Below are 26,217 nucleotides of genomic sequence, written 5' to 3'. Positions count from 1 at the left end.
GATTTTCATTGAGTATAAAACTGAAAATCTCTGTCTAAAGAATGCCCAAATCCCCTCCAGTCCCGTTTTAGAGTGACTCAGGAGGCTTTTTTTGATATAATAAAAAGGACTGTTATCAGTTAGAAAGAGGTTGGTATGAAAGAATTACAAACTGTACTAAAGAACCATTTTGCAATCGAATTTGCAGACAAAAAGTTACTGGAGACTGCCTTTACTCATACGAGTTATGCCAATGAGCACCGCCTCTTAAAAATTTCACACAATGAACGCTTGGAATTTTTAGGAGACGCTGTTCTACAGTTATTGATTTCAGAATATCTATATAAAAAATATCCTAAAAAGCCTGAAGGTGACCTATCAAAACTCCGTGCCATGATTGTTCGCGAGGAGAGTTTGGCTGGTTTTGCGCGTGATTGCCAGTTTGACCAGTTTATCAAGCTGGGTAAAGGGGAAGAAAAATCTGGTGGTCGCAACCGTGACACCATTCTTGGTGATGCCTTTGAAGCCTTTCTTGGTGCCCTCCTTTTGGACAAGGATGTGACCAAGGTCAAGGAATTTATCTATCAAGTCATGATTCCTAAGGTTGAAGCAGGTGAGTTTGAGATGATTACAGACTACAAAACCCATCTCCAAGAGTTACTTCAGGTCAATGGGGATGTGGCTATTCGTTATCAGGTGATTTCTGAAACGGGTCCTGCCCACGATAAGGTATTTGATGTAGAAGTTCTTGTTGAAGGTAAGAGCATTGGTCAAGGTCAAGGTCGTTCTAAGAAATTAGCAGAGCAGGAAGCTGCCAAAAATGCCGTTGAGAAAGGGCTGGATTCATGTATTTAAAGGAAATCGAAATTCAGGGATTCAAGTCTTTTGCTGACAAGACCAAGGTCGTCTTTGACCAAGGTGTGACGGCGGTTGTTGGACCAAATGGATCTGGAAAGTCCAATATTACAGAAAGTCTGCGTTGGGCCTTGGGGGAGTCAAGTGTTAAGAGTCTCCGTGGGGGCAAGATGCCGGATGTCATTTTTGCTGGAACTGAAAGTCGCAAACCGCTCAATTATGCTTCTGTAGTTGTGACTCTGGATAATCATGACGGATTTATCAAGGATGCAGGACAAGAAATCAGGGTAGAACGTCATATCTATCGTAGTGGAGATAGCGAATACAAGATTGACGGCAAGAAAGTCCGTCTGCGTGATATTCATGATCTTTTCTTGGATACTGGATTGGGACGAGATTCCTTCTCTATCATTTCCCAAGGGAAGGTTGAGGAGATTTTCAACTCCAAGCCTGAAGAACGCAGAGCTATTTTTGAAGAGGCTGCTGGAGTTTTGAAATACAAAACTCGTAGAAAAGAGACTGAGAGCAAATTGCAACAAACTCAGGATAATCTAGACCGCTTAGAGGACATTATCTATGAGTTGGATAATCAAATCAAGCCTCTTGAGAAGCAAGCAGAAAATGCTCGTAAGTTTTTAGATTTGGAAGGTCAACGCAAGGCTATTTACTTGGATGTCCTTGTTGCTCAAATCAAGGAAAATAAGGCTGAACTAGAGTCGACAGAAGAAGAGTTGGTACAGGTTCAGGAACTCTTGACAAGCTATTACCAAAAGCGTGAAAAATTAGAAGAAGAAAATCAAACTCTTAAAAAGCAACGCCAAGATTTACAGGCTGAAATGGCTAAAGACCAAGGCAGTTTGATGGATTTGACCAGTCTGATTAGTGATTTAGAGAGAAAATTAGCCCTATCGAAATTAGAATCTGAGCAAGTAGCCCTCAATCAACAGGAGGCACAAGCCCGTTTGGCTGCTTTGGAGGATAAGAGAAATTTACTCAGCCAAGAAAAATCTGATAAGGAAAGCTCTTTGGCACTTTTAGAGGAAAATCTAGTCCAAAATAATCAAAAACTCAATCGACTAGAGGCTGAATTGCTGACTTTTTCAGATGATCCTGATCAGATGATTGAGCTTTTGCGTGAACGCTTTGTAGCTCTTTTACAAGAAGAAGCGGATGTCTCAAACCAACTGACTCGTATTGAGAATGAGTTGGAAAATAGTCGTCAGCTTTCTCAAAAACAAGCAGATCAATTAGAAAAGCTGAAAGAACAGCTGGCTACAGCTAAAGAGAAGGCTAGTCAGCAAAAGGCGGAGCTTGAAACTGCCAAGGAGCATGTTCAGAAATTATTGGCTGACTACCAAGCTATTGCCAAGGAGCAAGAGGAGCAGAAAGCTTCCTATCAAGCTCAGCAAAGTCAACTATTTGACCGTCTGGACAGTCTTAAAAACAAGCAGGCTAGAGCCCAAAGTTTGGAAAATATCCTGAGAAATCACAGTAACTTTTATGCAGGTGTTAAGAGTGTCCTCCAAGAAAAAGACCGCCTTGGTGGGATTATTGGGGCAGTTAGTGAGCATCTGACTTTTGATGTTCATTATCAAACTGCCTTAGAGATTGCGCTTGGAGCAAGCAGTCAGCACATCATCGTAGAGGATGAGAACGCGGCGACTAAGGCTATAGATTTCCTCAAACGCAACAGGGCTGGTCGTGCAACCTTCCTTCCTTTGACAACGATTAAGGCTCGTACGATTTCTAGCCAGAATCAAGATGCTATCGCTGCAAGTCCGGGATTTCTGGGCATGGCAGATGAGTTGGTGACATTCGATAATAGGTTGGAAGCTATTTTCAAGAACTTGCTAGCTACGACGGCTATTTTTGATACTGTAGAGCATTCGCGTGAAGCAGCTCGCCAGGTTCGTTATCAGGTTCGTATGGTGACATTGGATGGAACAGAGTTGCGAACAGGTGGTTCCTATGCGGGTGGTGCCAATCGCCAGAATAACAGTATTTTTATCAAGCCAGAACTGGAGCAATTGCAAAAAGAAATTGCTGAAGAGGAAGCAAGTCTTCGTTCAGAAGAGTCGAGTTTGAAGATCTTACAAGACCAGATGGCTAGATTGACCGAATCATTAGAAGCTATTAAATATCAGGGAGAGCAGGCTCGTATTCAGGAGCAAGGCTTGTCCCTCGCCTATCAGCAGACCAGTCAGCAAGTTGAAGAACTGGAAACTCTTTGGAAACTCCAAGAAGAGGAATTAGATCGTCTTTCTGACGGAGATTGGCAAGCAGATAAGGAAAAATGCCAAGATCGCCTTGCTACCATTGCCAGTGACAAGCAAAATCTGGAAGCTGAGATTGAAGAAATTAAGTCTAACAAAAACGCCATCCAAGAACGCTATCAAAACTTGCAGGAAGAGCTAGCGCAAGCTCGTTTGCTTAAGACAGAACTGCAAGGGCAAAAACGTTATGAAGTAGCTGATATTGAGCGTCTAGGCAAGGAATTGGATAATCTGAATATCGAACAAGAGGAAATCCAGCGCCTTCTTCAAGAAAAGGTTGATAATCTGGAGAAGGTTGATACAGAATTGCTCAGTCAACAGGCGAAAGAAGCCAAAATGCAGAAAACAAATCTCCAACAAGGCTTGATTCGTAAGCAGTTTGAGTTGGATGATATTGAAGGGCAATTAGATGATATTGCTAGTCATTTGGATCAGGCTCGCCAACAGAATGAGGAGTGGATTCGCAAGCAAACACGTGCTGAAGCTAAGAAAGAAAAGGTTAGCGAGCGCTTACGTCATTTACAAAGTCAATTAACAGACCAGTACCAGATTAGCTATACTGAAGCACTAGAAAAGGCACATGAATTGGAAAACCTCAATCTGGCAGAGCAAGAAGTTAAGGATTTAGAGAAGGCTATTCGCTCACTGGGGCCTGTCAATTTGGATGCTATTGAACAGTACGAAGAAGTTCACAGCCGTCTGGATTTCCTCAATAGCCAGCGAAATGATATTTTGTCAGCGAAAAACCTGCTCCTTGAGACCATTACAGAGATGAATGATGAGGTCAAGGAACGCTTTAAATCAACTTTTGAAGCTATTCGTGAGTCCTTTAAAGTGACCTTCAAACAGATGTTTGGCGGAGGTCAGGCAGACTTGATATTGACTGAGGGTGACTTACTGACAGCTGGGGTTGAGATTTCAGTCCAACCACCAGGAAAGAAAATCCAGTCGCTTAATCTCATGAGTGGTGGGGAAAAAGCCTTATCAGCTCTTGCCTTGCTCTTCTCCATTATTCGTGTCAAGACCATTCCATTTGTCATCTTGGATGAGGTGGAAGCTGCGCTGGATGAAGCCAATGTTAAACGTTTTGGGGATTACCTCAATCGATTTGACAAGGACAGCCAGTTTATCGTTGTGACCCACCGTAAAGGAACCATGGCAGCGGCTGATTCCATCTATGGAGTGACCATGCAAGAGTCAGGTGTCTCAAAAATTGTTTCAGTTAAGTTAAAAGATTTAGAAGGTATTGAAGGATGACAATTAAACTAGTAGCAACAGAAATCGGAATAAGTAAATTGATACAATAGCCTATAAAGAAAGCCTTGAAATTTAGCTGATTTCAGGGCTTTTTAACTGTCTATTGCTATCAGGGTAAAATCATTAGAGATGTTGCGAGTTTATGGAGACACCCTTGATTTGTAAAATGTTAAATAGTAGAGAATCATTTCATCTATTCTTTGTTTACCAGTTTATCGAAATGGCTAGTATAGTGTAATTTTAACTTGTCTTCTCCTAAAATATCAAGGACTTGTATGGCCTGTTTCATTTTTTCAATTCCGCTATCTAAATGACGCTTAAATTCAAAGTAACCAGTTGCATAGAGAAAAACTGTCTGTTCATAAAAGTTTAATTCATTATCTAATAATGCTTTTATTTCGGTGATTAGACAAGTACAGTTTGAAAATTCTTCCTTATCTACGCTAAGAATTAGACAATTGATGGCCAATTGAGTGACAATTCGCTTATTTGTTTTATTCAATGAAGAGTAGATGTAATTGTTCAACATTTCCTTTGTTAATAGGAAGTAGGAGTTGTAGTTTATTGTTCGTACACAGTTACCTAATAAAGTGATTTCATAGTAACCCCATTTTTCAACTTTAAAGAGATAATCTGTCAATTGAAGTAATTCTTTATTTGATGGAATAATGCTGGAATCCATTGTATGTAGAATGGATTTTATCATTGTTTTATCGAAAGAATTTAAAGTGTAATGTGATGAGTCAGAAAGTAGAGCAGCTATATTTTTGATGTTATGTGATGAATATTGCTTACGAATATATTGAACCAAATTAGCGAATAATTCAGCATTAGTATAATCTTCATTATGTAAAATAAGAAACTTATCTAAAGTAATGTGTAATTTGTCTAAAATATTGATAAGTCGAATACAAGATATCTCTGATTCCCCACGTTCGAATCTAGATATTTGAGATTTTGAAAGGTGTTCATCTGCTACAGAGCATAGACTAATTTGTTTTCCTTTACGAACTTTTCTAAGTGTGATGCCAAGTTTTGATTTCATAATTTCCCATTTTCCCAACAAAAATTAAATCCGTTTTTATTTATTGTACAATAAATAAAAACGGAAAGGAAGTCCGAGTATGAAGAAAATTTCAAAATTTTTGCCGATTTTGGTTTTGGTGATGGATATTATTATAATTGTTGGTGGGTAAAATGCTTAAGTGTACACTTAAGTCTTTAGAATATTCTAAAGACTTAAGATTTTATAGATACATAGTATAAAATACGGTATTTATAATTTGGGAGGCTTTAATTGAAAAAACAGAATTTATTTAAAATATCAAATAATGTACAAGAGTATTCGAATGCTTTTAATACTATGGGTTTAAATTTTCAAGGAGAAATTCCTATTTTTGTTGACCACAAAAGAGAAGATTTACTTCATAATATCAAGCGAATTAACAATGAATATTCCGAATGCTATAAAACAACGCCAATTTACCAATGCGATGCAGGGATCACTCTATCTTCTGATTTAGAGTTTTATAAAAACTGTAGGTTATTTTGTAAGAAGTGGGTGACCTCTTTAAATGAGATGATAAACATAGAAAATCTGGTAGTAATAGGACTATATAAAGATTTTTCACAATATAAAATTTTGACTATATTAGAATATTGTAAGAAAAATAATATTGAACTGTACATACTGACAGGAAGAGATCTATCTTCATTGTCTTGGATGATAGGAAAGCAGTTTTACTCAAAAAGTGAAAAAGAAGTACGAAAAGCAGTCTTTTCGCATAAAAAGTTAAATGAATTTAGTGAAACAAAAAACAAATGGGATATTTTTGATATAAAAAGGCTTGAAAATGAAAATATAAAAAATCTTTTGGAAGAAAAATCTTGGTCAGAATTAGTTTTTCATGGACATGGAAAAGAAGATCATCTAAATTTAGCTGATTTCACTTTGCATGGTTTTAATAAATTAATTCCTCAACAAGAAAAATTTGCTCCTTCTTGGGGCCATCAAGGGCAATCTTTTTTTAAGGATGAGAGTAAAGCAATACGTATTAGCTCTATAAATGTTGAAACATTATTTTTATTATCTTGTAGTAATTTTCCGTTTAATGATTGTAGATTGTATGATTCTAGATTCAACTTAACATTAGATGCTATCGATGGAATAGCAAGAAATATTGTTGCTTCTATTGCTGTTCAATCGATTGATAATCCAGAGATATATGAAATTTTTTCAGATTCAAATTTGACAAATATTGGAACCAAACTTCATAATAAATTAAATGATGTACAGCCGTTTGTTTCAATTGTTAATATTGGACTCCCAAATACTAGAAAAGTAGATCAATCACTTGAAAATATAAATGGGATTGTCCGATTAACCCAAAGTAGCAAAATGATTTTATCGCGACTTGCTTCATATGTTTCGTCTGGGTTATTAAGTAGTGAACATGAGGTAAAAAAGTTATCTAATAATGTTTTAGCAGATTACATGCAAATGACACGCAGAGGTACCTATGGAGTGACAGAAGAAAAATATTTAAATTTTGAACAAAATTTAATAAATAGAGTAAATCCTATTTCTAAAAAGATAGCTGAAATAATGATTCAGAACCAAAATGACGAGCTTTTCGAATTTGATCGATATAATATTTTTAGGTCTATAATTGATGAAAGTAGTATTTTCAAAAAAATATGTTGTTGTGGAAGTTCGGGTGTTGGTTGCAACTATATTCCAGAAACTAACAATTTATTCAATATTAATTCTTTCTATTGTTATAGGTGCGGTGATAAAAATACTTCAATGACAGGCATGCCAGAAGTAGATTTTATGTGTGATAATTATGATAGAGAAAGATTAAGAATAAAATATAAGATTGTTATTACTCCACAACATAGAGGAGATGTTTACTTAGGAGTACAGCTACCAACATATGTAGAAAAGTCATCAAATACCTCACCAGAGTTGAAAAGAATACGTTTTAAAAATATTGGAACTAAAGTAGTTGAAGGAGAGATCTGTTTTAACGAGGATACTTTACTTCAAAGCTATTATCTTAAGCTATTTATTATTCAGAATGGGGGAATAGCTATTAGTAGATGTTTCTTCAATTTAATAAATAATTGTGAGGGAAAGTTTGAAAAAATATAAATGTAATATATTTATTATTTACTCTAATTTTGAGTAATTGAAACACGAGGAGTATTCCTTCACCAAATTTGAGAAAGGCCTATTTCTTTTTATAAACAAGTCGCTTATCTAATAATAAATTTACTAATTATAATCTTAAGAAATCGTAAAGCAATACAAGATATCAGATATTTATCTGTAAATCTATTAATTAGCATTCTAGTCTTATCTTCATTATAAAATCAGTATTTTGAGATGTACAAGACAAGCTTCCTAGTTTTCTCTTTGATTTTTTTAGTATTATGGTCACAGTTGGTTGTACCTAATAGGATGAACTACAGTTATAATGATGGATTTTTTCAAATGTATTGGCTGAAGCACTCACTTAATCGCCTCGTCGCGATTTGTAATAGTGATATGTTTTCACGTTTTATATTATAGTTTTAAACAAAGAGCACAATACTTTTTAACTCAGTGTTGTGCATTGAATGAAACGAAAGAAAGGAATGAATAACAATGGATATTTTTTTAGGTACACCAATCACAGGAATAATTAATCCGAACTTGAAAAGTCCGTTAGAAACTGCGACAAAGTCCAGAATTAAGGGGATTATTTCTGATTTGAGATCGTATGGTCATAATGTGTTTTGTGTTCTAGAGGAAGAAGAATTTGGCAAAAAGATTGCAGATTCTTTAGAATGTACCCTTAGAGATTATTCGATACCGAAACAAAGTAATGTATATATTACTTTTCCAAATAATAGTTATGGATGTGCTGTGGAACTTGGTTGGGCTTCAGCGCACTCTATTCCTATTGTCTTAGGAATTAACAAAAGAATCGGTTCAAAAACACCATTGTATGAAGGTTTACACACAACAGGTACTCAGGTTCATGTTATTTATTATGATTCTGAAGATGAGTTTCCAGATAAACTTGAATGGTTAAAAATATTAAAGTACATAGAAAAGCATATATTTATTAGGTGGTTGTTATGAGAATTTTGACAGTAACTACAAATTTTGGTTTTGGTCCGTCTTCCAAATTATATTCTATTATCAAAGAGCTATTGAAGATGGGATATAAAGAGATTACATTTTGCGGAAATGGAGAATCTATAAATTTTTTTAAGACCAACTTTGGTAATAGATTAGAATACATCGAGTGTGATACTGATGAAATTAGGTCTGAAAGCTTTTTGAAAATAGTAGATATTAAGAATTATGAACTCTTAATTAATGTTATGAATCTGAATATTCCTAAAATTCAACGAGATACAAATTTAAATGTAAAAAGTGTATTTGTTGATAGTCTAAGTTGGATGTGGGAAAAACCCCTAGATGGGATTAACGAATATGATATTTATTTTGTTCAAAATGCTTTTATTGATCCCAATAATTTATCGCAGTATAAGAATATCCAAACAATAAATCCTATTATTAATACGGAAGGAATAACAAAAACAAAAGATTTCAAAAACAATAAAATTCTATTAAATTTCGCTGGTATAGTTACTCCATATGAAAATGATGTATTTTTCAAAAAGTACATGTTATTTTATCTAAAACTTTTTTCAAAAATACCTAATATTGATAAATATGAGATTGATTGTGCTTGTAACATGACGCAGAAAAAATGGATTGAATCAAACAACCGTTTTGACTACAATGTTACATTTAAAGTAATGTCCCATAAAGAGTTTCTATCAGCGTCATGTGAAGCAAGTAGGATATTTACAACACCTGGTTTGACATTTTATTTAGAGAGTTTAGAATTAGGCTTAAAACCACATTATTTTTTGCCTTCAAATTATTCTCAGGCATTATTGCTTGAAAAATATAATCAAATCTCTGGGAATTGTAATACCTTATCTAAGTATGGATATTTATTTTCAACAGATGAGTTACTTGAAGAAAGTGAAGGTGTGACTAAAGTAAGAGAAGCATTTTCTAATATTAGTACAAGATATAAAGAAGAAATCTTCGACAATATAATATCATATATTAATGAAGGTTCGGTGTATGAATCAAAAAATGAAATTCAATATAAGGAAGAGAGCGGTATTCGTTCAATTATTAGAATTATGCTTGAAAAAGGACTATTGAAAGGAAGATAATACATGCCTGTGATTGAAGATATTGATTTTTCCAATTTACTAGTGAAAAAAATGTATAAAAAAGATTTAAATCAGATAATTTCATTAAATGACTTAAATTATGATGCTAGTTTTAGGGATAATTTAATAGTTTTTGATGAAACAAGTAATTTTTCTCCAAATAACAGTCTTGTTGTTGGGGGGGGGCTTGTATTGATCGCTGTGATGCAAAAATTGATAATCTGGCTATCAATTTTTACTTTGATATACTGATGCCTATTAATGAGGCCATCATGAAAAATTTAAATTGTGCAATATATGTGGATACACCTATTGAATCATGTAAAGATGATTGTGAAAAAGAAAGATGGCAACAATTTGTTAAACGCTTAGAAATATTTTTTGAACAGCTAGGAAAACGTGTAGGCATTGAAATAAAAATAATTCGAAGAGATTTATCTTATAAAATGATTGATAAGATATTAAAAAAACATAACTTTAGTGATGATGAATTAAAAGGTTTGTATGATTTAGTGCCTAGTGCAAAGAATATTGTATTTGGACCAGAACTATTACTTCATTTTCGTAGATCAATCATTTCGTATTTACCAGAATTCATTTCAGAATATTTTGAAGAAAATTTTGAAGAAATTATAGTTTGTGAAGAGTTAAGTCAGTGTAAAGCAATTGGCAAAGCCTGGAGAATCAGTAATAAAATATATCCCAAAATATATATAGATATGCCATCTCTTAGTTGTAGAAATCGCATGCATAGGAGTAATAATGGGAAAATAGGTATTTTTGAATCAGCATCTTTGAATAAAACTAGAAAATCTGATCCATTGTTTCATGAATTTATGAATAGAATAGAATTGGAAGCTATTTTTAAATCTTTTGATGTTGATAATTTTTGGTTAGTAAAAGATGAATTAGAAGGAATGTGGTATGAGAAGCAATAAAATTTCATCAGAGTTAAAATATTATCTATATATCATTTTTACAAATTTACGATTTACTAGAATAGTAAATATTATCTTTATTGTTCAGTTTTTGGGATTATCTTTAGTACAATTTGCATTTTTTCAATCTATTTTTCTATTTTCACAATTAGTTTCAGAGATTCCCTCCGGAATTTTAGGAGATAGGTTTAGTAAGAAGAAAATCGTTCTATTGGGACTAGTTCTGTTATCAATTACTCCATTATTAACTCTTTCATCAATCTTGCTAATGAAGGACTATGTTTACTATGTTATACTAGGTGCATTTGTTTTAGAAGGAGTAGGAAATGCTTTTTTAAGTGGAGCTGATGATGCCTTGTTTTTTGAATCTCTAAGAAGTGAAGGCAAGGAGGAGAGTTATGGGAAAATACGAGGAAAGTTACAATTAATCAGCGCTCTGACTTTGGGGATTGCTACATTTATAGGAGGTGGTTTATATAGCATTACAAGATGTTTACCATATTTTATACAATCTTTTACACTTATAGGTTCAATGATAATCATCATATCTATTCCAGATAATCAGAAACACTCTATAGAAGATCTTAATCAAAATGGTGTTCCGAAATTTAAAGAATTATTTTCAGTTTTTCATAGGTTGCTAAAATCTACTAAAATTCTTTTCATGTTCGCTTTTACTACGGTTATTGTCTCAGCAATTAACGTAGTATTTGCTTTATTACCAGATTATTTTTCTAAAATAGGATTTTCTACATCTATTAATGGAGCTATGTTTATGATTTATAGTATCATTGGTGGCATAGTAGCAACTCAAGCTTATAAAATATCAAAAATAAGAGTTTCTAAATTAATTATGCTGCTATCATTGATACTAATGATTTCCATTATTTTTCAAATTTTGCCTTTCAATGCCACATTTATATTTAGTTTTCTACTGTTGTACATTATCATAGATATTCTTGATCCTATTATCATGGAGATGTTACATCTTTGGGTTGATGACAATTCAAGAGCAACAGTTATATCAGGACTATCCTTTTCAATTAGTCTTGTTACAATGTTGGTAAATCCGATAATTGGTGTAGGAATTCAAATATTTAATATGAGAATAACTATCTTATTGATTTCTTGTTTTATGATTGTAATGATATTAATCTCGTATATGTTAATAGAAAAAACTAAAAGGAGTAAAAAACATGAAAACAGAGAATAAGGCTTATTTAGGTGATTCCAGAGCTATGGAAGATGTAGAAAATGATTCTGTTGATTTAATAATCACTTCTCCACCATATTTTAATTTAGTTGATTATCAACACGATGATCAGATTGGGTTAACAGAAACATATAAAGGCTATATTCAGAGTCTAAATAGTGTTTGGGAAAGATGTAGTAAAATATTAAAAGAAACAGGAACAATTTGCATCAATATTTGCAGTTCTGTAGAAATTAGCAGAAAAAATCAAAATATGTATTACGATATCAAACATGAAATTGAAAAATTCTTTGCGGAGCATAATTTCTATATTGAAGGGACAATAATATGGAATTTGAATAATACTTCATATATCAAAAATCAAGTTGAAAAATATCCTTCAAGTTATTCGAATAATGAGTCTTTGATTCTAAATAACTATGAATACATATTGATTTTTAAGAAAAAGTCAGAATTTATAGTGTGGGATAGAAACATTGAGGGCACTAAATTTATTGACTGCATTTGGAATATACCTTGGGATTATTCTACAAGACCACCAGCTTTTCCAGAACAAATTGTCAATCAACTTATTGATATTTATTCTCTGGAAGGTGATGTTGTGTTGGATCCGTTTATGGGGCAAGCGACTACATCTTTGTGTGCTTTTAAGAAAAATAGAAAGTTCATTACCTATGAATTAAATCCAACCACTTATAAATTAGGTTTAAAAAAACTAAATCAAGTGGGTGCGCTGAATGTAAACAGATAAGAAAGTAGTAGAAGGTCTATTATGAAAATAACTACAGTTGGTATGGGGTACGTCGGTTTGACTTTATCTGTCCTGTTATCTCAGGAACATGACGTGGTTGGATTAGACATTAATTTACAGAAAGTCGAACAGCTTAATAATAAAATTTGTCCATTTATCGACTATGAGTTGGAGAGATATTTTTTAAATAAAGATTTGAAATTCGAAGCTTGTATTTATGATGAGAAGTACTTTGAAAAAGTTGATTGTATCATAATAGCAATACCAACAGACTTTGATGAAAATAAAGGAGTATTAGATACTGAGGGTATAGAATCAGTTATAGCTGATTGCCTAAGTATTAATCCTGTTGCATATATAGTTATAAAATCTACAGTGCCAATCGGATTTACGAATTATTTGAATACAAAATTTCACACAGATCGGATCATTTTTTCTCCAGAGTTTTTGCGTGAAGGAAAAGCATTATTAGATAACTTATTTCCATCTAGAATTATTTTGGGAGGGAGAGCTGAATATTGTCAAAGATTTGGAAGATTATTATCGGAGTTCTCGTTAAATGAAGTTGCCCCGATTCTACTGACAAATTCAGCTGAAGCTGAAGCAATTAAGTTATTTTCAAATTCATACCTTGCAATGAGAATTGCGTTCTTCAATGAAATTGATAGTTTTTCCATTATGAAAGGGTTAAATACTAAAAATATCATTGAAGGAATTTGTTCTGAAGAAAGAATCGGAGAATTTTACAATAATCCTAGTTTTGGTTATGGAGGATACTGTTTACCTAAAGATACAAAACATATGTTAAGTGAATGTGAAGGCCTTCCAACTGTTTTGTTAGATTCTATTGTATTAAGTAACCAAAAAAGATCAGAGTTTATAGCAACACAAATAACAAAAAATAATATATACAATGTAGGCATTTATCGTTTGCTAGCTAAAAAAGATTCTGATAATATTCGTGATTCGTCAACTGAAAATGTGATTAAACAATTAACGAAATATAATGTAAATATTATTATTTATGAACCGTTTTTGTCTTCAAAAGAGATTTTTGATGCTAAAGTTGTAACGAATCTGGAAGAATTTAAAAAACATCGGATGTTATTATTTCAAATAGAATTTCAGATGAATTGTCTGATGTATTAGAAAAAGTTTATACAAGAGATATATTTAATAGGGATTAAATAATAATATTTTACTTTTGAGAAGTTGCGATAACATAATATTTGAGAAAATCAAAGTATATTACGATTTATAGCGAAATGAAATAAAAATTGAACAAATTTATTGGGGAAGTTAAACCAATTTCTAACAATGTTTTAGAAACAACGGTGTACTATTTCAATGTCAATATACTATGTTATAACATGTTTTTTATAAGATAAGTAACTATAGAAGAAAAGTTTCTATAACAACCTCTTCCTCATCCGAAAGAAACCTCTTATTGGGTCTTAAAAAGTGATAGCCAGCAGACCTATTATTAGACTTTTTTGTCAGGGAAAGATGAGCAACAAGGTATCACGCTTTACCATCATGATCAGCGACGGAGTGGTTTAGTAGTGCAGGAATCTCATGGAGCTTATTCTGCTTATGCGATAGCAGTCCAAGGTTTAGGAGCAAAGCGATGCTAAGCTTGGTAAACTGCGAGATGCTCGTCCGCTTATCGTCAACTGGAAGAAGCTGCACTTGTTGGTTGTTGGGCACATGTGAGAAAGGAGTTTTTTGAAGCGACGCCCAAGCAAGTGGGGAAATCATCGTTAGGTGCTAAAGGCTTAGCTTATTGATGGGATACATTGTCGATTGATGAACGACTACAGAAACGTCAAGAAAAGCTCCAACCCTGAATGGAAGACTTCTTTGTTTGGTGCCGGATCCAGTCAGTTTTACAGGGTTCAGAACTAGGGAAGGCTATTGAATACAGGCTCAATTCTGAAGAAACCTTTAAGACAATTTTGAAAGACGAGCATCTCTTCCTTGTTATTGGACGATAAACAAGTGGAACTTACTCTGACTTGGAATTCCACTTGTTTTTTCGATTTTTATCAGATTAATTTCAACTTTTATTGGCGGTGGAAGTTAGTTTGGGAATTTAGAAAAAATCCAGTTATACTAAAGGGTTAAGTAATATTGGATAAAAATTAAGTGATAAAGTCGGGAGTTTATCAAGCGTCTAATCTCAAATGGATTAGGCGCTATTTGCTTTTTCTATGGTATAATAGAAGGTGGATTTATTAATTGGAGTATGAAGAATTTATGATTAAATTAGTAGCAACGGATATGGACGGAACCTTCCTAGATGGGAATGGACGCTTTGATATGGATTGCCTCAAGTCTCTTTTGGCTTCCTACAAGGAAAAAGGGATTTACTTTGCGGTGGCTTCGGGGCGCGGATTTCTATCCTTAGAAAAATTATTTGCTGATGTTCGTGATGACATTATTTTCATCGCGGAAAATGGCAGTTTGGTCGAATATCAAGGTCAGGACTTGTATGAAGCGACCATGTCTCGTGAGTTCTATCTATCAACTTTTGAAAAGCTGAAAACGTCACCTTATGTAGATATTAATAAATTGCTCTTGACGGGGAAAAAAGGCTCTTATGTGCTAGATACGGTTGATGAGACCTATTTAAAAGTGAGTCAGCACTATAATGAAAATATTCAAAAAGTAGCGAGTCTAGAAGATATTACAGATGACATTTTCAAATTTACAACCAACTTCACAGAAGAAACGCTAGAAGCTGGGGAAGCTTGGGTTAATGAACATGTTCCTGGTGTTAAGGCCATGACAACTGGCTTTGAATCCATTGATATTGTTCTGGACTATGTCGATAAGGGTGTGGCTATTGTTGAATTAGCTAAAAAACTTGGTATCACAATGGATCAGGTTATGGCTTTTGGAGACAATCTAAATGACTTGCATATGATGCAGGTTGTGGGACATCCTGTAGCTCCTGAAAATGCACGACCAGAAATTTTAGAATTAGCAGAGACTGTGATTGGTCACCATAAGGACCAGTCGGTTATAGCTTATATGGAGGGCTTATAATGGCAGATATAAAATTGATTGCATTGGACTTGGACGGGACCTTGCTGACTACTGATAAAAGGCTGACGGATCGTACCAAGGCAACTTTGAAAGCTGCGCGTGATCGTGGTATCAAGGTCGTATTGACAACTGGTCGTCCCTTAAAAGCTATGGATTTCTTTCTCCATGAGTTAGGGACTGACGGTCAGGAAGATGAGTATACGATTACTTTTAATGGTGGTTTGGTTCAGAAAAATACAGGTGAAATCCTTGATAAAACAGTCTTTTCATATGATGATGTGGCACGTTTGTATGAAGAAACAGAGAAATTATCACTACCTCTTGATGCCATCTCAGAAGGAACAGTTTATCAAATCCAATCGGACCAAGAAAGTCTTTATGCTAAATTCAATCCAGCATTGACCTTTGTTCCAGTGGACTTTGAAGACTTATCTAGTCAAATGACCTATAATAAATGCGTGACTGCCTTTGCTCAAGAACCCTTGGATGCAGCCATTCAAAAGATTTCTCCAGAATTGTTTGACCAATATGAAATCTTTAAATCACGTGAAATGTTGCTAGAGTGGTCACCAAAGAATGTTCATAAAGCAACAGGTTTGGCAAAACTAATCAGTCATTTGGGAATAGACCAAAGCCAAGTTATGGCCTGTGGTGACGAGGCCAATGACCTCTCTATGATTGAATGGGCAGGGCTCGGTGTTGCCATGCAAAACGCTGTTCCTGAAGTCAAGGCAGTCGCAAATGTAGTGACGCCAATGACCAACGATGAAGAGGCTGTCGCCTGGGCTATCGAAGAATATGTGCTAAAGGAGAACTAAGATATGGGATTATTTGACCGTCTATTCGGAAAAAAAGAAGAACCTAAAATCGAAGAAGTTGTAAAAGAAGCTCTGGAAAATCTTGATTTGTCTGAAGATGTTGAGCCTGTCTTAACAGAAGCTCAGGAAGTTCCTCAAGAAGAAGCAGAGGTTGAAAGTTCTGAAGAAACTCTGCTCCAAGAAGAGGATAATCAAGAGACAGTTGAAGAAAGTCTGGATTCAGAGCTAGCTGTAGAAGTTCAACAAGAAGAAGTCGAAGAATTGCCAAACTCAGAAGAAGTCACAGAGGAAGAGAATCCTGAGTTTCTAGAGACTGTAGAAGGAAATAGTTCTGAAGTGCTTGAAGCAGAAACGCCTCAAGCAGAAGAAACTGTTCAGGAGAAATATGACCGCAGTCTTAAGAAAACTCGTACAGGATTTGGTGCCCGCTTGAACGCCTTCTTTGCTAACTTCCGCTCTGTTGACGAAGAATTTTTCGAGGAACTAGAAGAACTGCTCATCATGAGTGACGTTGGTGTCCAGGTAGCTTCAAACTTAACAGAAGAGCTCCGCTACGAAGCCAAGCTCGAAAACGCCAAGAAACCTGACGCACTGCGCCGTGTCATCATTGAGAAATTGGTTGAGCTTTATGAAAAGGATGGTAACTACGATGAAAGCATCCACTTCCAAGATGGCTTGACAGTCATGCTCTTTGTTGGTGTTAATGGTGTTGGGAAAACAACTTCTATTGGGAAACTAGCCCACCGCTACAAACAAGCAGGTAAGAAGGTCATGCTGGTTGCGGCAGATACCTTCCGTGCAGGGGCAGTAGCCCAGCTTGCTGAATGGGGCCGTCGTGTGGACGTTCCAGTGGTGACTGGACCTGAAAAAGCTGACCCAGCCAGTGTGGTCTTTGATGGCATGGAACGTGCCGTAGCTGAAGGTATCGATATTCTCATGATTGATACTGCTGGTCGTTTGCAAAACAAGGACAACCTCATGGCTGAGTTGGAAAAGATTGGTCGTATCATTAAACGTGTTGTTCCAGAGGCCCCCCATGAAACCTTCTTGGCTCTTGATGCATCAACAGGTCAAAACGCTCTTGTACAGGCCAAAGAATTTTCGAAAATCACGCCATTAACTGGAATTGTCTTGACTAAGATTGACGGAACTGCTCGAGGTGGTGTTGTTCTAGCCATCCGAGAAGAACTCAATATTCCTGTAAAATTGATTGGTTTTGGTGAAAAAATCGATGATATTGGAGAGTTTAACTCAGAAAACTTTATGAAAGGTCTCTTGGAAGGCTTAATCTAACCAGAAACAAAAATCCTGCAAGGCATAAACTTGCAGGATTTTTTTTATTATGTGACTATTAGTCCGTCTCGCTCCGTTAGGTGCGAGACAAAAAAACCACCCGCTATGCGGGTGCGCGTCGAAGGTTATACCAAAAAAACTCCGAACGCGATACAATAAAGGTGTTCAAGCTAATTGTAAAGCGAAAGGAGAAAAATATGGCACAAAAGGCTCATAGTTTATCGCACACAAAGTGGCATTGTAAGTATCACATTGTGTTCACCCCTAAGTATAGACGAAAAGTTATCTATAATCAATATCGAAGTAGTTTAGGCGAAATATTTCATCGCTTGTGTAGTTATAAAGGAGTTGAAATTATCGAGGGTCACTTAATGCCAGACCATGTACACATGTTAGTAAGTATTCCACCAAGGATAAGTGTTTCGAGTTTCATGGGTTATTTAAAAGGAAAAAGTGCACTCATGATGTTTGACAAACACGCCAATCTCAAGTACAAGTTTGGGAATCGGCATTTCTGGGCGGAAGGTTATTATGTAAGTACAGTAGGGCTTAATGAAGCCACAATTAAGAAATATATCCAAGAACAGGAAAAGCATGATATAGCACTAGATAAATTGAGTGTAAAAGAATATGAGGATCCCTTTAGGGATAGTGGTAAGTAATACTAAAGCCTCTTTAAGAGGCAAGTGACGAGTCAAGAGCAATGAGGCTTGAACAAAGTGAAAGCCAGCGTCTTTAGGCGCTGGCTGGTAATTTGGGCTTATAGCCCTGGGACAAACCACCCGTTTGACGGGTGGTTATGATTCTAAACGACCATCTTGACGATAGGCGATATCTGGTTGCCAAGTCCATTTAGCACCAAATTTTTCAAGTAAGTCAAAGCTGGCTTGAGGTCCCATGCTTCCAGCTTTATAGTCATGAAGTGGGGCACCATTTTCAGCCCAGAGCTCTTCGATACGGTCAATCAATTTCCATGACGCACCAACTTCATCCCAGTGGCTAAAGTTAGTTGAGTTGTTATTTAGGACATCATAAATCAATTTCTCGTATGGTTCTGGAGAAGCACCAGTTGCTGTTGCATCTGTACGGTAATCAAGTGAGTTAGGAGCCAAGTTGAATTCTTCTCCTACTTGCTTCCCATTTAGACTGAGAGAGAAGCCTTCTGTTGGTTGGATATAGATGGTCAAAATGTTTGGAGCAAGTGGTTCTCCAAAGATAGAGTCCATTTGTTTAAAGACGATGTTGACATGAGTTCCTTTTTCAGTTAGTCGTTTACCTGTACGGAAAAAGAAAGGAACACCACGGAATCGATCGCTGTCTACAAAGAAAGCACCAGATGCAAAGGTTTCAGTTGTGGATTCTGGATTCACATTTGGCTCGCTACGATAAGAGATATATTTCATGCCATCAATCTTACCTGAACGGTATTGACCACGGATAAAGTGTTCTTTAAGCTCTTCATCCGTTGGATGATAGAGGTTTTTAAAGACCTTAATCTTTTCGGCACGAATCTCGTCTTTTGTGAAGCTGGCTGGCTTGTCCATAGCAAGGAGAGAAAGAAGTTGTAGTGTATGGTTTTGTACCATGTCACGGAGGGCACCAGATTGGTCATAGTAGCCACCACGTTCTTCTACACCCAAGCGCTCCGCAAAGGTAATTTGAACATTATCGATAAAGTCCTTGTTCCAAACGTTTTCAAAAATCAAGTTTGCAAAGCGAACTGCAAAGATACTTTGAATCATTTCCTTCCCAAGATAATGGTCGATACGGAAAATTTGTTCTTCGTCAAATGTTGCTAGGAGCTCGTCATTCAACTTGCTTGCGCTTGCGTAATCTGTACCAAATGGTTTTTCAACGATTAAACGTTCAAAACCTTTACCGTCAACAATGTTTTCAGACTTGAGGTGTTTGGCAATAGTTCCAAAGAACTGAGGCGCCATAGACAAGAAGAAGAGCTTGTTGTGTTCAGCTTGGTACTTGTCATTTAGCTCAGTCTGCAATTGACGCAAAGCAATGTAGTGCTCCGTATCATTGACATCATGACTTTGATAGTAGAAGTGGCTAGCGAACTCTTGAGCCTGTTCGGTACTATCTGCCAAATCAAGGATCGATTCGACTACAACAGATTCAAAATATTCCTTGCTCCAAGGACGACGGGCAGTTCCAATGACGGCAAAATGTTTGGAAAGATTGCCGGATTTATATAGTCTAAATAGGGAAGGGTAGAGCTTGCGTTTAGCCAGGTCTCCACTCGCACCGAAAATTGTAACAATAACCTTAGATGACATCTAGCTACCTAATTTCTATTTTTATTCCTAGTCTTGCTAGGTATGAGGAAACCTCATTTCATAAACTTAATTCTAACATAATTTTCCGAAAAATCAAAAAATCCAATACGAGGTAGAAAAAAACTGCAAGGAAATCCTTACAGTTTGCGTTTAGACGTTTAAGACCTTGTCCAAGAAATCTTTCAGACGTGGGTGTTGTGGGGTATCAAAGATTTGATCAGGTGTTCCGTCTTCTAGGAATTCACCGTCCGCAGTAAAGATAACGCGGTTGGCAACCTGACGAGCGAATCCCATCTCATGGGTTACGATAATCATGGTCATACCTTGCTCAGCCAATTCCTTCATAACGTTTAGTACGTCTCCGACCATTTCAGGGTCAAGGGCAGAAGTTGGTTCATCAAAGAGCATGATGTCTGGATTCATTGCTAGACCACGAGCGATGGCCACACGTTGTTTTTGACCACCTGATAGGCTATCTGGACAGGCCTTAGCCTTATCTGCTAGACCAACCTTTTCAAGCAACTCCATTCCCAATTTTTCAGCTTCTTCCTTGGTCATCAACTTGTGCTCAATAGGAGCAAAGGTGATGTTGTCCAAAACAGACATGTGTGGGAAGAGATTGAAGTGTTGGAACACCATTCCGATATTTTCACGGACGTGGTCAACGTTGGTTGTTTTTTCAGTTAAGTCATAACCGTTCACAGTGATGTGACCGCTAGTAACTTCTTCCAAAAGATTTAGGCTACGAAGGAAAGTTGACTTACCAGAACCCGAAGGACCGATGATACAAACAACATCTCCTTCATAGAACTTGGTCGTAATTCCTTTTAAAACTTCATTTTTTCCGTAGCTTTTGTGTAAATCATTTACATCAATTTTTAATTTTGCCATTAACGAATCCTCTTTTCTAAGCGTTTCGCTAGTTTAGTCAAAAGCGTGATAATTACAAGATAGAAGATAGCAAGGATTGCATACATCTTGAAACTTTGGTAGTTACGGGCAATGATAATCTTACCAGTTTGGAAGAGTTCAACCAAACCGATAGCAGATACGATAGTTGTATCTTTAAGAGCGATAACGAATTGGTTAACAAAGTTTGGCAACATCAATTTAGTTGCTTGTGGCAAGATAATCTTACGCATGGTTTTTCCATAAGAGATCCCCAAGCTTCGGCTGGCTTCCATTTGACCAACCGGAACGGCCTGAATACCACCACGAACGATCTCAGCGATATAGGCGGCTGCATTGAGTGAGAGGGCAATGGTACCAGCTACAAAGTCGTTAATTGGACTTTGTAGACCTGTGATAGACTCGATGAAGTTTGGAATTCCCCAGAAGATGAAGGCTGCAAGAATCATCAAAGGAATACCACGGATAACGTCAACGAAAATCTCAGAGATCACACGAAGAGATTTGTATGGGCTGACACTAAACATACCAAAGATAATCCCGATAACAATGGCAATAGCAAATGAGATAAGAGCTAGAGCAAGAGTGATACCAAGCCCGCTAAGGAGTTGTTTGTAGTTGTTTTGAAGCAAGCCCCAGATAGTTGTCTCATCAACAGTGCTTGTTGAAGCAGTTGAAGATTCGCTAGCTAGGTATTTATCAAGAATCTTTTGGAATTCTCCGTTTGCTTTAAGGTTTGCAAGTCCGTTGTTGAACATCTCAATCAATTCTGGATTTGCTCCTTTTTTAACAGCAAAGGCTGTTTCACCGATTGGAGTTCCAGCGATTGGTGTTTTCAATTTTTGCCCTTGGCTGATAGAATATTTGAGAACAGGCTCATCATCCATAACGGCATCAATGGCACCAGTGTTTAAACTGTCATACATTGACGAACCATCAGCGAAGGTTTTGATTTTGTAGCCGTATTTGCTTTGATTTTCTGTTAGGAAGGTTTGAGAAGCAGTTCCGTTTTTAACACCAACTGTCTTTCCTTTTAGATCTTCATAAGAAGCAATATTGCTTGATTCTTTGACACCAAGAATGGTATTGGCAGTGTAGTATGATTCTGAGAAGTCAAAAGTTGCCTTACGAGCATCTGTGACAGACATACCAGCAATGATACCATCAGCTTGTCCAGCTTGAACAGCACTGATAGCGGCATCAAAACCAGGGTTGGTGATTTCAATTTCAAAACCTTGATCTTTAGCGATTGCCTTAATCAATTCCATATCAATACCAGTGTATTGGTTGCTTGAATTTTGGAAAACAAAAGGTGCAAAAGAAGAATCGCTGGCAATGATGTATTTAGCTTTAACAGGAATGGCTTTGAAGCCTGCAAGAGTAGTTGTAGTTGGCACTGCTGAAGATGATGAAGCAGTCCATTTCTTGATGATTTTATCAAGACTACCATCTTTTTTCATTTCAGCTAAGGCTTGGTTAAATTCAGTAACCAGGTGTTCGTATTTGCTTCCTTTTTTAACACCGAAAGCAAAACTTCCTACAGCTTCCCCATCCATTTCAATATGAAGGTCTTGACCTTGGTTAATGGCATACTCGATAACAGGTTTGTCATCCATCATGGCATCGATGGCACCAGCAGTCAAGCTGTTGTTCATCAAATCACCAGTGTCAAATGTTTTAATAGTAAAACCGTATTTATCCTTGATACTTTCAAGGAAACGTTGAGCGGCTGTTCCGTTTTTAACACCAACAGTTTTTCCTTTTAATTGGTCATATTTACTAATCTTGTGTGACTTAGTAGTTGCAATGACAACTTTTGTATCATAGTAAGTATCAGACATGGTGAAAACTTTTTCACGTTCTTTTGTCTTTGTCATCCCTGCCATGATAGCGTCAGCTTGACCAGCTTGAACCGCATTGACCGCTGCGTCAAATCCAGGATAGGACATCTGAATGTTCCATCCTTTAATCTCAGCGACTTTGTTAATAATGTCAACATCAATTCCTTTATAAGTTTGATCTGAATCTTTAAACTCAAAAGGCGCATAGGCAGTATCAGACACAATCTTAATCGTCTCAGCTTTTGCAATACCTAATGAGAAAATTGGGAATAAAATTAGCAAAAATGCTAGAAATTTTTTCTTCATTTTTAGTCTCCTTTTCCGAATATTTTCCCATTATATCAGAAAAAGTAAAAAAAGGCAAATTTTTATATTCCTGTGTCAGAAAATGTAACATTGTTTTTTTCTTTTCTTTCTTTCTTGAATTGCTATTAAAAAGTGCTATAATAATAGTATATATAGAAGAAAAGAGGATAGGGATATGAAGAACAAAAGAATATTTAAAGACTTCCAAGCTTCAAAAATGAGTTTAAACATTTACACAAGCCCCTTGTTAGCCTTTGCTTTTGTCTTCATAGGAGAGTTTGTGGCTTATACTCTGTATGGTATTAGTTTGTTAGCTCTCATCGGACTTGCTAGAAATTTTGGAGAGGTTGGTCAAAATCTTGCAACCTATTTGCAGACCTTGCATCAGAGCTTGACGGATAAAACAGGTGACTTTCATTTAATTTTAGATTTACTGGCCTTTGGTTTCATTCTCAATACTGTGTTTAGATGGACTAGAAAAGTTGAGAAAAGACCTATTCGAACTTTGGGATTTTATAGAGAGAATTTCCTCAGCAATCTCCTTAAAGGATTTGGTCTAGGTTTGGCACTTTTTCTTCTTACTTTGTTAGGTTTAGTAGCCTTGGGGCAATATCGTTTTGAGTCTATTCATTTGAATCCTTATTCGCTTACCTTTGTTGTCTTTACTATCCCATTTTGGATTTTACAGGGGACAGCAGAAGAAGTGGTGGCCCGTGCTTGGCTCCTTCCTCAATTGGCCTCAAGAACCAATCTAAAACTTGCTGTTGTCATATCTAGCATATTTTTTACCCTGCTTCATGTGGGAAATTCTGGTCTCACCCCTCTATCTTTAGTGAATCTCTTTTTATTCGGAGCTGCAATGGCTCTTTACCTTCTCAAAACCGATACTGTTTGGGGTGTTGCAGGTATTCATGGCGCCTGGAATTTTGCTCAGGGTAATTTATTTGGGATTTTAGTTAGTGGTCAGCAGTCAGGAACGTCTTTGATGACCTTTTTACCACAAGGCAATCAAGATTGGCTATCAGGTGGTTCTTTTGGTATTGAGGGTTCCATCGTGTCCAGTATTATTTTGTTTCTGCTGATTCTTTATCTCGCTTATCAATTAAAGAAAGAAAATGAAAGGATGTGACTTCGGTCCGTCCTTTTCTTCGTGAAAATGCTACAAGTATGCTAAAATAGGAATAGCACATGGAGAGAGGATTTTTATGATTAACCGCATTACAGATAATCAATTTAAACTAGTATCAAAATATCAACCATCAGGAGATCAACCCCAAGCTATCGAGCAGTTGGTTGATAATATCGAGGGTGGAGAAAAAGCTCAGATTCTGATGGGGGCGACCGGAACAGGGAAGACCTATACCATGAGTCAGGTCATTTCCAAAGTCAATAAACCAACTCTGGTCATTGCCCACAATAAAACTCTGGCAGGACAGCTCTATGGGGAGTTTAAAGAATTTTTCCCTGAAAATGCAGTTGAGTACTTCGTATCCTACTATGATTATTACCAGCCAGAGGCCTATGTCCCTTCTAGCGATACCTATATTGAGAAGGATAGTTCTGTCAATGACGAGATTGACAAGCTTCGCCACTCCGCTACTTCGGCCCTTTTGGAGCGTAATGATGTTATTGTCGTGGCCTCAGTCTCTTGTATCTATGGTTTGGGTTCGCCCAAGGAATACGCTGACAGTGTCGTTAGTCTCCGTCCTGGTCTAGAGATTTCTCGTGATAAACTCTTGAATGACTTAGTTGACATCCAGTTTGAGCGAAACGATATTGATTTCCAACGGGGAAGATTTCGTGTGCGTGGGGATGTGGTAGAGATTTTCCCAGCCTCTCGTGATGAGCACGCTTTTCGAGTAGAATTTTTTGGAGACGAAATTGACCGTATTCGTGAGGTTGAGGCTCTGACAGGACAGGTCTTAGGAGAAGTGGATCATTTGGCGATTTTTCCAGCGACACACTTTGTGACCAATGACGACCACATGGAAGTTGCCATTGCTAAAATTCAGGGCGAATTAGAAGAGCAACTAGCTGTCTTTGAAAAGGAAGGCAAACTACTTGAAGCCCAACGTTTGAAACAGCGGACAGAGTATGATATCGAAATGTTGCGTGAGATGGGCTATACCAACGGGGTTGAGAACTATTCACGTCACATGGATGGACGGAGTGAGGGTGAGCCTCCTTATACCCTTCTCGATTTCTTCCCAGATGATTTCTTGATCATGATTGATGAGAGCCACATGACCATGGGACAAATCAAGGGCATGTACAATGGAGACCGTTCGCGTAAAGAAATGCTAGTAAATTATGGTTTTCGTTTGCCGTCTGCTCTGGATAATCGTCCTCTCCGTCGTGAAGAGTTTGAAAGCCATGTCCATCAGATTGTTTACGTTTCAGCGACACCGGGCGACTATGAAAATGAACAGACCGAGACAGTAATTGAGCAAATCATTCGTCCAACGGGACTCTTGGATCCTGAGGTGGAAGTCCGTCCGACTATGGGACAGATTGATGACCTTTTGGGTGAAATCAATGCCCGTGTTGAAAAGAACGAACGAACCTTTATCACAACTTTGACTAAGAAAATGGCAGAAGACTTGACTGACTACTTCAAGGAAATGGGCATCAAGGTCAAGTACATGCACTCGGATATCAAGACTTTGGAACGGACGGAGATCATCCGTGACCTGCGCTTGGGTGTCTTTGACGTCTTGGTTGGAATCAACCTCCTACGTGAAGGGATTGATGTTCCTGAAGTGAGTCTCGTAGCTATTCTCGATGCTGACAAGGAAGGTTTCCTTCGTAACGAACGTGGCCTCATCCAGACTATTGGACGTGCTGCCCGTAACAGTGAAGGCCATGTCATCATGTATGCGGACACTGTGACCCAGTCTATGCAACGTGCCATCGATGAAACTGCCCGTCGTCGCAAAATCCAGATGGCTTATAATGAGGAGCATGGTATTGTGCCACAAACCATTAAGAAAGAAATCCGTGACTTGATTGCCGTAACCAAGACTGTTGCAAAAGAAGAAGACAAGGAAGTTGATATCAATAGTCTTAACAAACAAGAGCGCAAAGAACTTGTTAAGAAACTCGAAAAACAAATGCAAGAAGCCGTTGAAGTGCTTGACTTTGAACTAGCAGCTCAGATTCGTGATATGATGCTGGAAGTCAAGGCCTTGGATTAGGGGAATA

Annotated in this window: 21 protein-coding genes and 1 pseudogene; 18 read left to right on the top strand and 4 right to left on the bottom strand. The window is 36.8% G+C overall.

Features of this window, described 5'->3' with window-relative positions:
- Positions 1–135: 135 nt before the first annotated feature.
- Both rnc and smc read left to right on the top strand, forming a co-directional pair.
- A complete protein-coding gene (gene rnc, locus B4W83_RS04685) occupies positions 136–834 on the top strand; it encodes a ribonuclease III (protein WP_000661482.1) in 699 nt (232 codons plus the stop codon).
- On the top strand, positions 825–4,364 hold the full coding sequence (gene smc / locus B4W83_RS04680; RefSeq protein WP_000280948.1) for a chromosome segregation protein SMC: 3,540 nt from the start codon (positions 825–827) through the stop codon (positions 4,362–4,364). The genes rnc and smc overlap by 10 nt, the downstream gene beginning before the upstream one ends.
- Before the next feature lie 193 nt (positions 4,365–4,557).
- On the opposite strand, the gene B4W83_RS04675 is transcribed toward smc, so the two are convergent.
- Positions 4,558–5,409, bottom strand: a complete 852-nt coding sequence (locus B4W83_RS04675) for a helix-turn-helix domain-containing protein (RefSeq protein WP_000837496.1) — start codon at positions 5,407–5,409, stop codon at positions 4,558–4,560.
- Between the two features lie 79 nt (positions 5,410–5,488).
- Between B4W83_RS04675 and shp3 the strand changes: the two genes are divergently transcribed.
- From shp3 to tnpA, 14 genes and pseudogenes are all read left to right on the top strand, one after another.
- A complete protein-coding gene (shp3, locus tag B4W83_RS12345; protein WP_001812431.1) occupies positions 5,489–5,560 on the top strand; it encodes a peptide pheromone SHP3 in 72 nt (23 codons plus the stop codon).
- Between the two features lie 101 nt (positions 5,561–5,661).
- Positions 5,662–7,518 (top strand): hypothetical protein, encoded by a 1,857-nt coding sequence (locus B4W83_RS04670; protein ID WP_000744515.1) that lies wholly within the window; start codon positions 5,662–5,664, stop codon positions 7,516–7,518.
- A 495-nt stretch (positions 7,519–8,013) separates the two neighbouring features.
- Positions 8,014–8,493, top strand: a complete 480-nt coding sequence (locus B4W83_RS04665; RefSeq protein WP_000350879.1) for a hypothetical protein — start codon at positions 8,014–8,016, stop codon at positions 8,491–8,493.
- Positions 8,490–9,611, top strand: coding sequence for a hypothetical protein (locus B4W83_RS04660; RefSeq protein ID WP_001221832.1), 1,122 nt, complete (start codon positions 8,490–8,492; stop codon positions 9,609–9,611). The genes B4W83_RS04665 and B4W83_RS04660 overlap by 4 nt, the downstream gene beginning before the upstream one ends.
- A 3-nt stretch (positions 9,612–9,614) precedes the next feature.
- Complete coding sequence (locus B4W83_RS13340) at positions 9,615–9,863, top strand: hypothetical protein (RefSeq protein ID WP_001144048.1); 249 nt, start codon at positions 9,615–9,617, stop codon at positions 9,861–9,863.
- A gap of 20 nt (positions 9,864–9,883) precedes the next feature.
- Positions 9,884–10,549, top strand: a complete 666-nt coding sequence (locus B4W83_RS04655; RefSeq protein WP_000793417.1) for a hypothetical protein — start codon at positions 9,884–9,886, stop codon at positions 10,547–10,549.
- Positions 10,536–11,762: an MFS transporter gene (locus B4W83_RS04650; RefSeq protein WP_001257305.1), complete on the top strand. Its 1,227-nt coding sequence runs from the start codon at positions 10,536–10,538 to the stop codon at positions 11,760–11,762. Before B4W83_RS04655 ends, B4W83_RS04650 begins: the two co-directional genes overlap by 14 nt.
- Complete coding sequence (locus B4W83_RS04645; protein ID WP_000846118.1) at positions 11,746–12,513, top strand: DNA-methyltransferase; 768 nt, start codon at positions 11,746–11,748, stop codon at positions 12,511–12,513. The genes B4W83_RS04650 and B4W83_RS04645 overlap by 17 nt, the downstream gene beginning before the upstream one ends.
- Positions 12,514–12,534: 21 nt before the next feature.
- Complete coding sequence (locus B4W83_RS04640) at positions 12,535–13,662, top strand: nucleotide sugar dehydrogenase (protein WP_007284842.1); 1,128 nt, start codon at positions 12,535–12,537, stop codon at positions 13,660–13,662.
- Positions 13,663–13,928: 266 nt separating this feature from the next.
- Positions 13,929–14,492, top strand: a pseudogene (locus B4W83_RS13895) (IS66 family transposase); the annotation flags it as partial.
- 277 nt (positions 14,493–14,769) lie between these two features.
- Positions 14,770–15,561 carry a Cof-type HAD-IIB family hydrolase gene (locus B4W83_RS04625; protein WP_025172090.1) on the top strand — a complete coding sequence of 264 codons (792 nt, stop codon included), beginning with the start codon at positions 14,770–14,772 and terminating at the stop codon, positions 15,559–15,561.
- On the top strand, positions 15,561–16,379 hold the full coding sequence (locus B4W83_RS04620; protein ID WP_000763444.1) for a Cof-type HAD-IIB family hydrolase: 819 nt from the start codon (positions 15,561–15,563) through the stop codon (positions 16,377–16,379). Before B4W83_RS04625 ends, B4W83_RS04620 begins: the two co-directional genes overlap by 1 nt.
- Before the next feature lie 3 nt (positions 16,380–16,382).
- Positions 16,383–17,672 carry a signal recognition particle-docking protein FtsY gene (gene ftsY, locus B4W83_RS04615; protein ID WP_000522341.1) on the top strand — a complete coding sequence of 430 codons (1,290 nt, stop codon included), beginning with the start codon at positions 16,383–16,385 and terminating at the stop codon, positions 17,670–17,672.
- 197 nt (positions 17,673–17,869) lie between these two features.
- Positions 17,870–18,334: an IS200/IS605 family transposase gene (gene tnpA, locus B4W83_RS04610; protein ID WP_000057429.1), complete on the top strand. Its 465-nt coding sequence runs from the start codon at positions 17,870–17,872 to the stop codon at positions 18,332–18,334.
- A gap of 135 nt (positions 18,335–18,469) precedes the next feature.
- Here the strand turns inward: tnpA and zwf are convergent, their stop codons facing one another.
- From zwf to B4W83_RS04595, 3 genes are all read right to left on the bottom strand, one after another.
- Positions 18,470–19,960: a glucose-6-phosphate dehydrogenase gene (zwf, locus tag B4W83_RS04605; protein WP_000096154.1), complete on the bottom strand. Its 1,491-nt coding sequence runs from the start codon at positions 19,958–19,960 to the stop codon at positions 18,470–18,472.
- 150 nt (positions 19,961–20,110) lie between these two features.
- Complete coding sequence (locus tag B4W83_RS04600) at positions 20,111–20,851, bottom strand: amino acid ABC transporter ATP-binding protein (RefSeq protein ID WP_001096330.1); 741 nt, start codon at positions 20,849–20,851, stop codon at positions 20,111–20,113.
- The gene (locus tag B4W83_RS04595; protein WP_000726253.1) at positions 20,851–23,016 is read right to left on the bottom strand and encodes an ABC transporter substrate-binding protein/permease; all 2,166 of its coding nucleotides are present in this window, start codon (positions 23,014–23,016) and stop codon (positions 20,851–20,853) included. The genes B4W83_RS04600 and B4W83_RS04595 overlap by 1 nt, the downstream gene beginning before the upstream one ends.
- A 175-nt stretch (positions 23,017–23,191) precedes the next feature.
- Here B4W83_RS04595 and B4W83_RS04590 point away from each other — a divergent pair, with 175 nt between their 5' ends.
- Both B4W83_RS04590 and uvrB read left to right on the top strand, forming a co-directional pair.
- The gene (locus B4W83_RS04590) at positions 23,192–24,145 is read left to right on the top strand and encodes a CPBP family intramembrane glutamic endopeptidase (RefSeq protein WP_000792110.1); all 954 of its coding nucleotides are present in this window, start codon (positions 23,192–23,194) and stop codon (positions 24,143–24,145) included.
- A 76-nt stretch (positions 24,146–24,221) separates the two neighbouring features.
- Positions 24,222–26,210, top strand: coding sequence for an excinuclease ABC subunit UvrB (uvrB, locus tag B4W83_RS04585; RefSeq protein ID WP_000610430.1), 1,989 nt, complete (start codon positions 24,222–24,224; stop codon positions 26,208–26,210).
- Positions 26,211–26,217: the final 7 nt, after the last annotated feature.

The organism is Streptococcus pseudopneumoniae ATCC BAA-960 = CCUG 49455 (genome assembly GCF_002087075.1).
Classification (GTDB): Bacteria; Bacillota; Bacilli; order Lactobacillales; family Streptococcaceae; genus Streptococcus; species Streptococcus pseudopneumoniae.
Note: the sequence above shows the minus strand (reverse complement) of the source record. Positions and strands in the feature narration are given on the sequence as shown.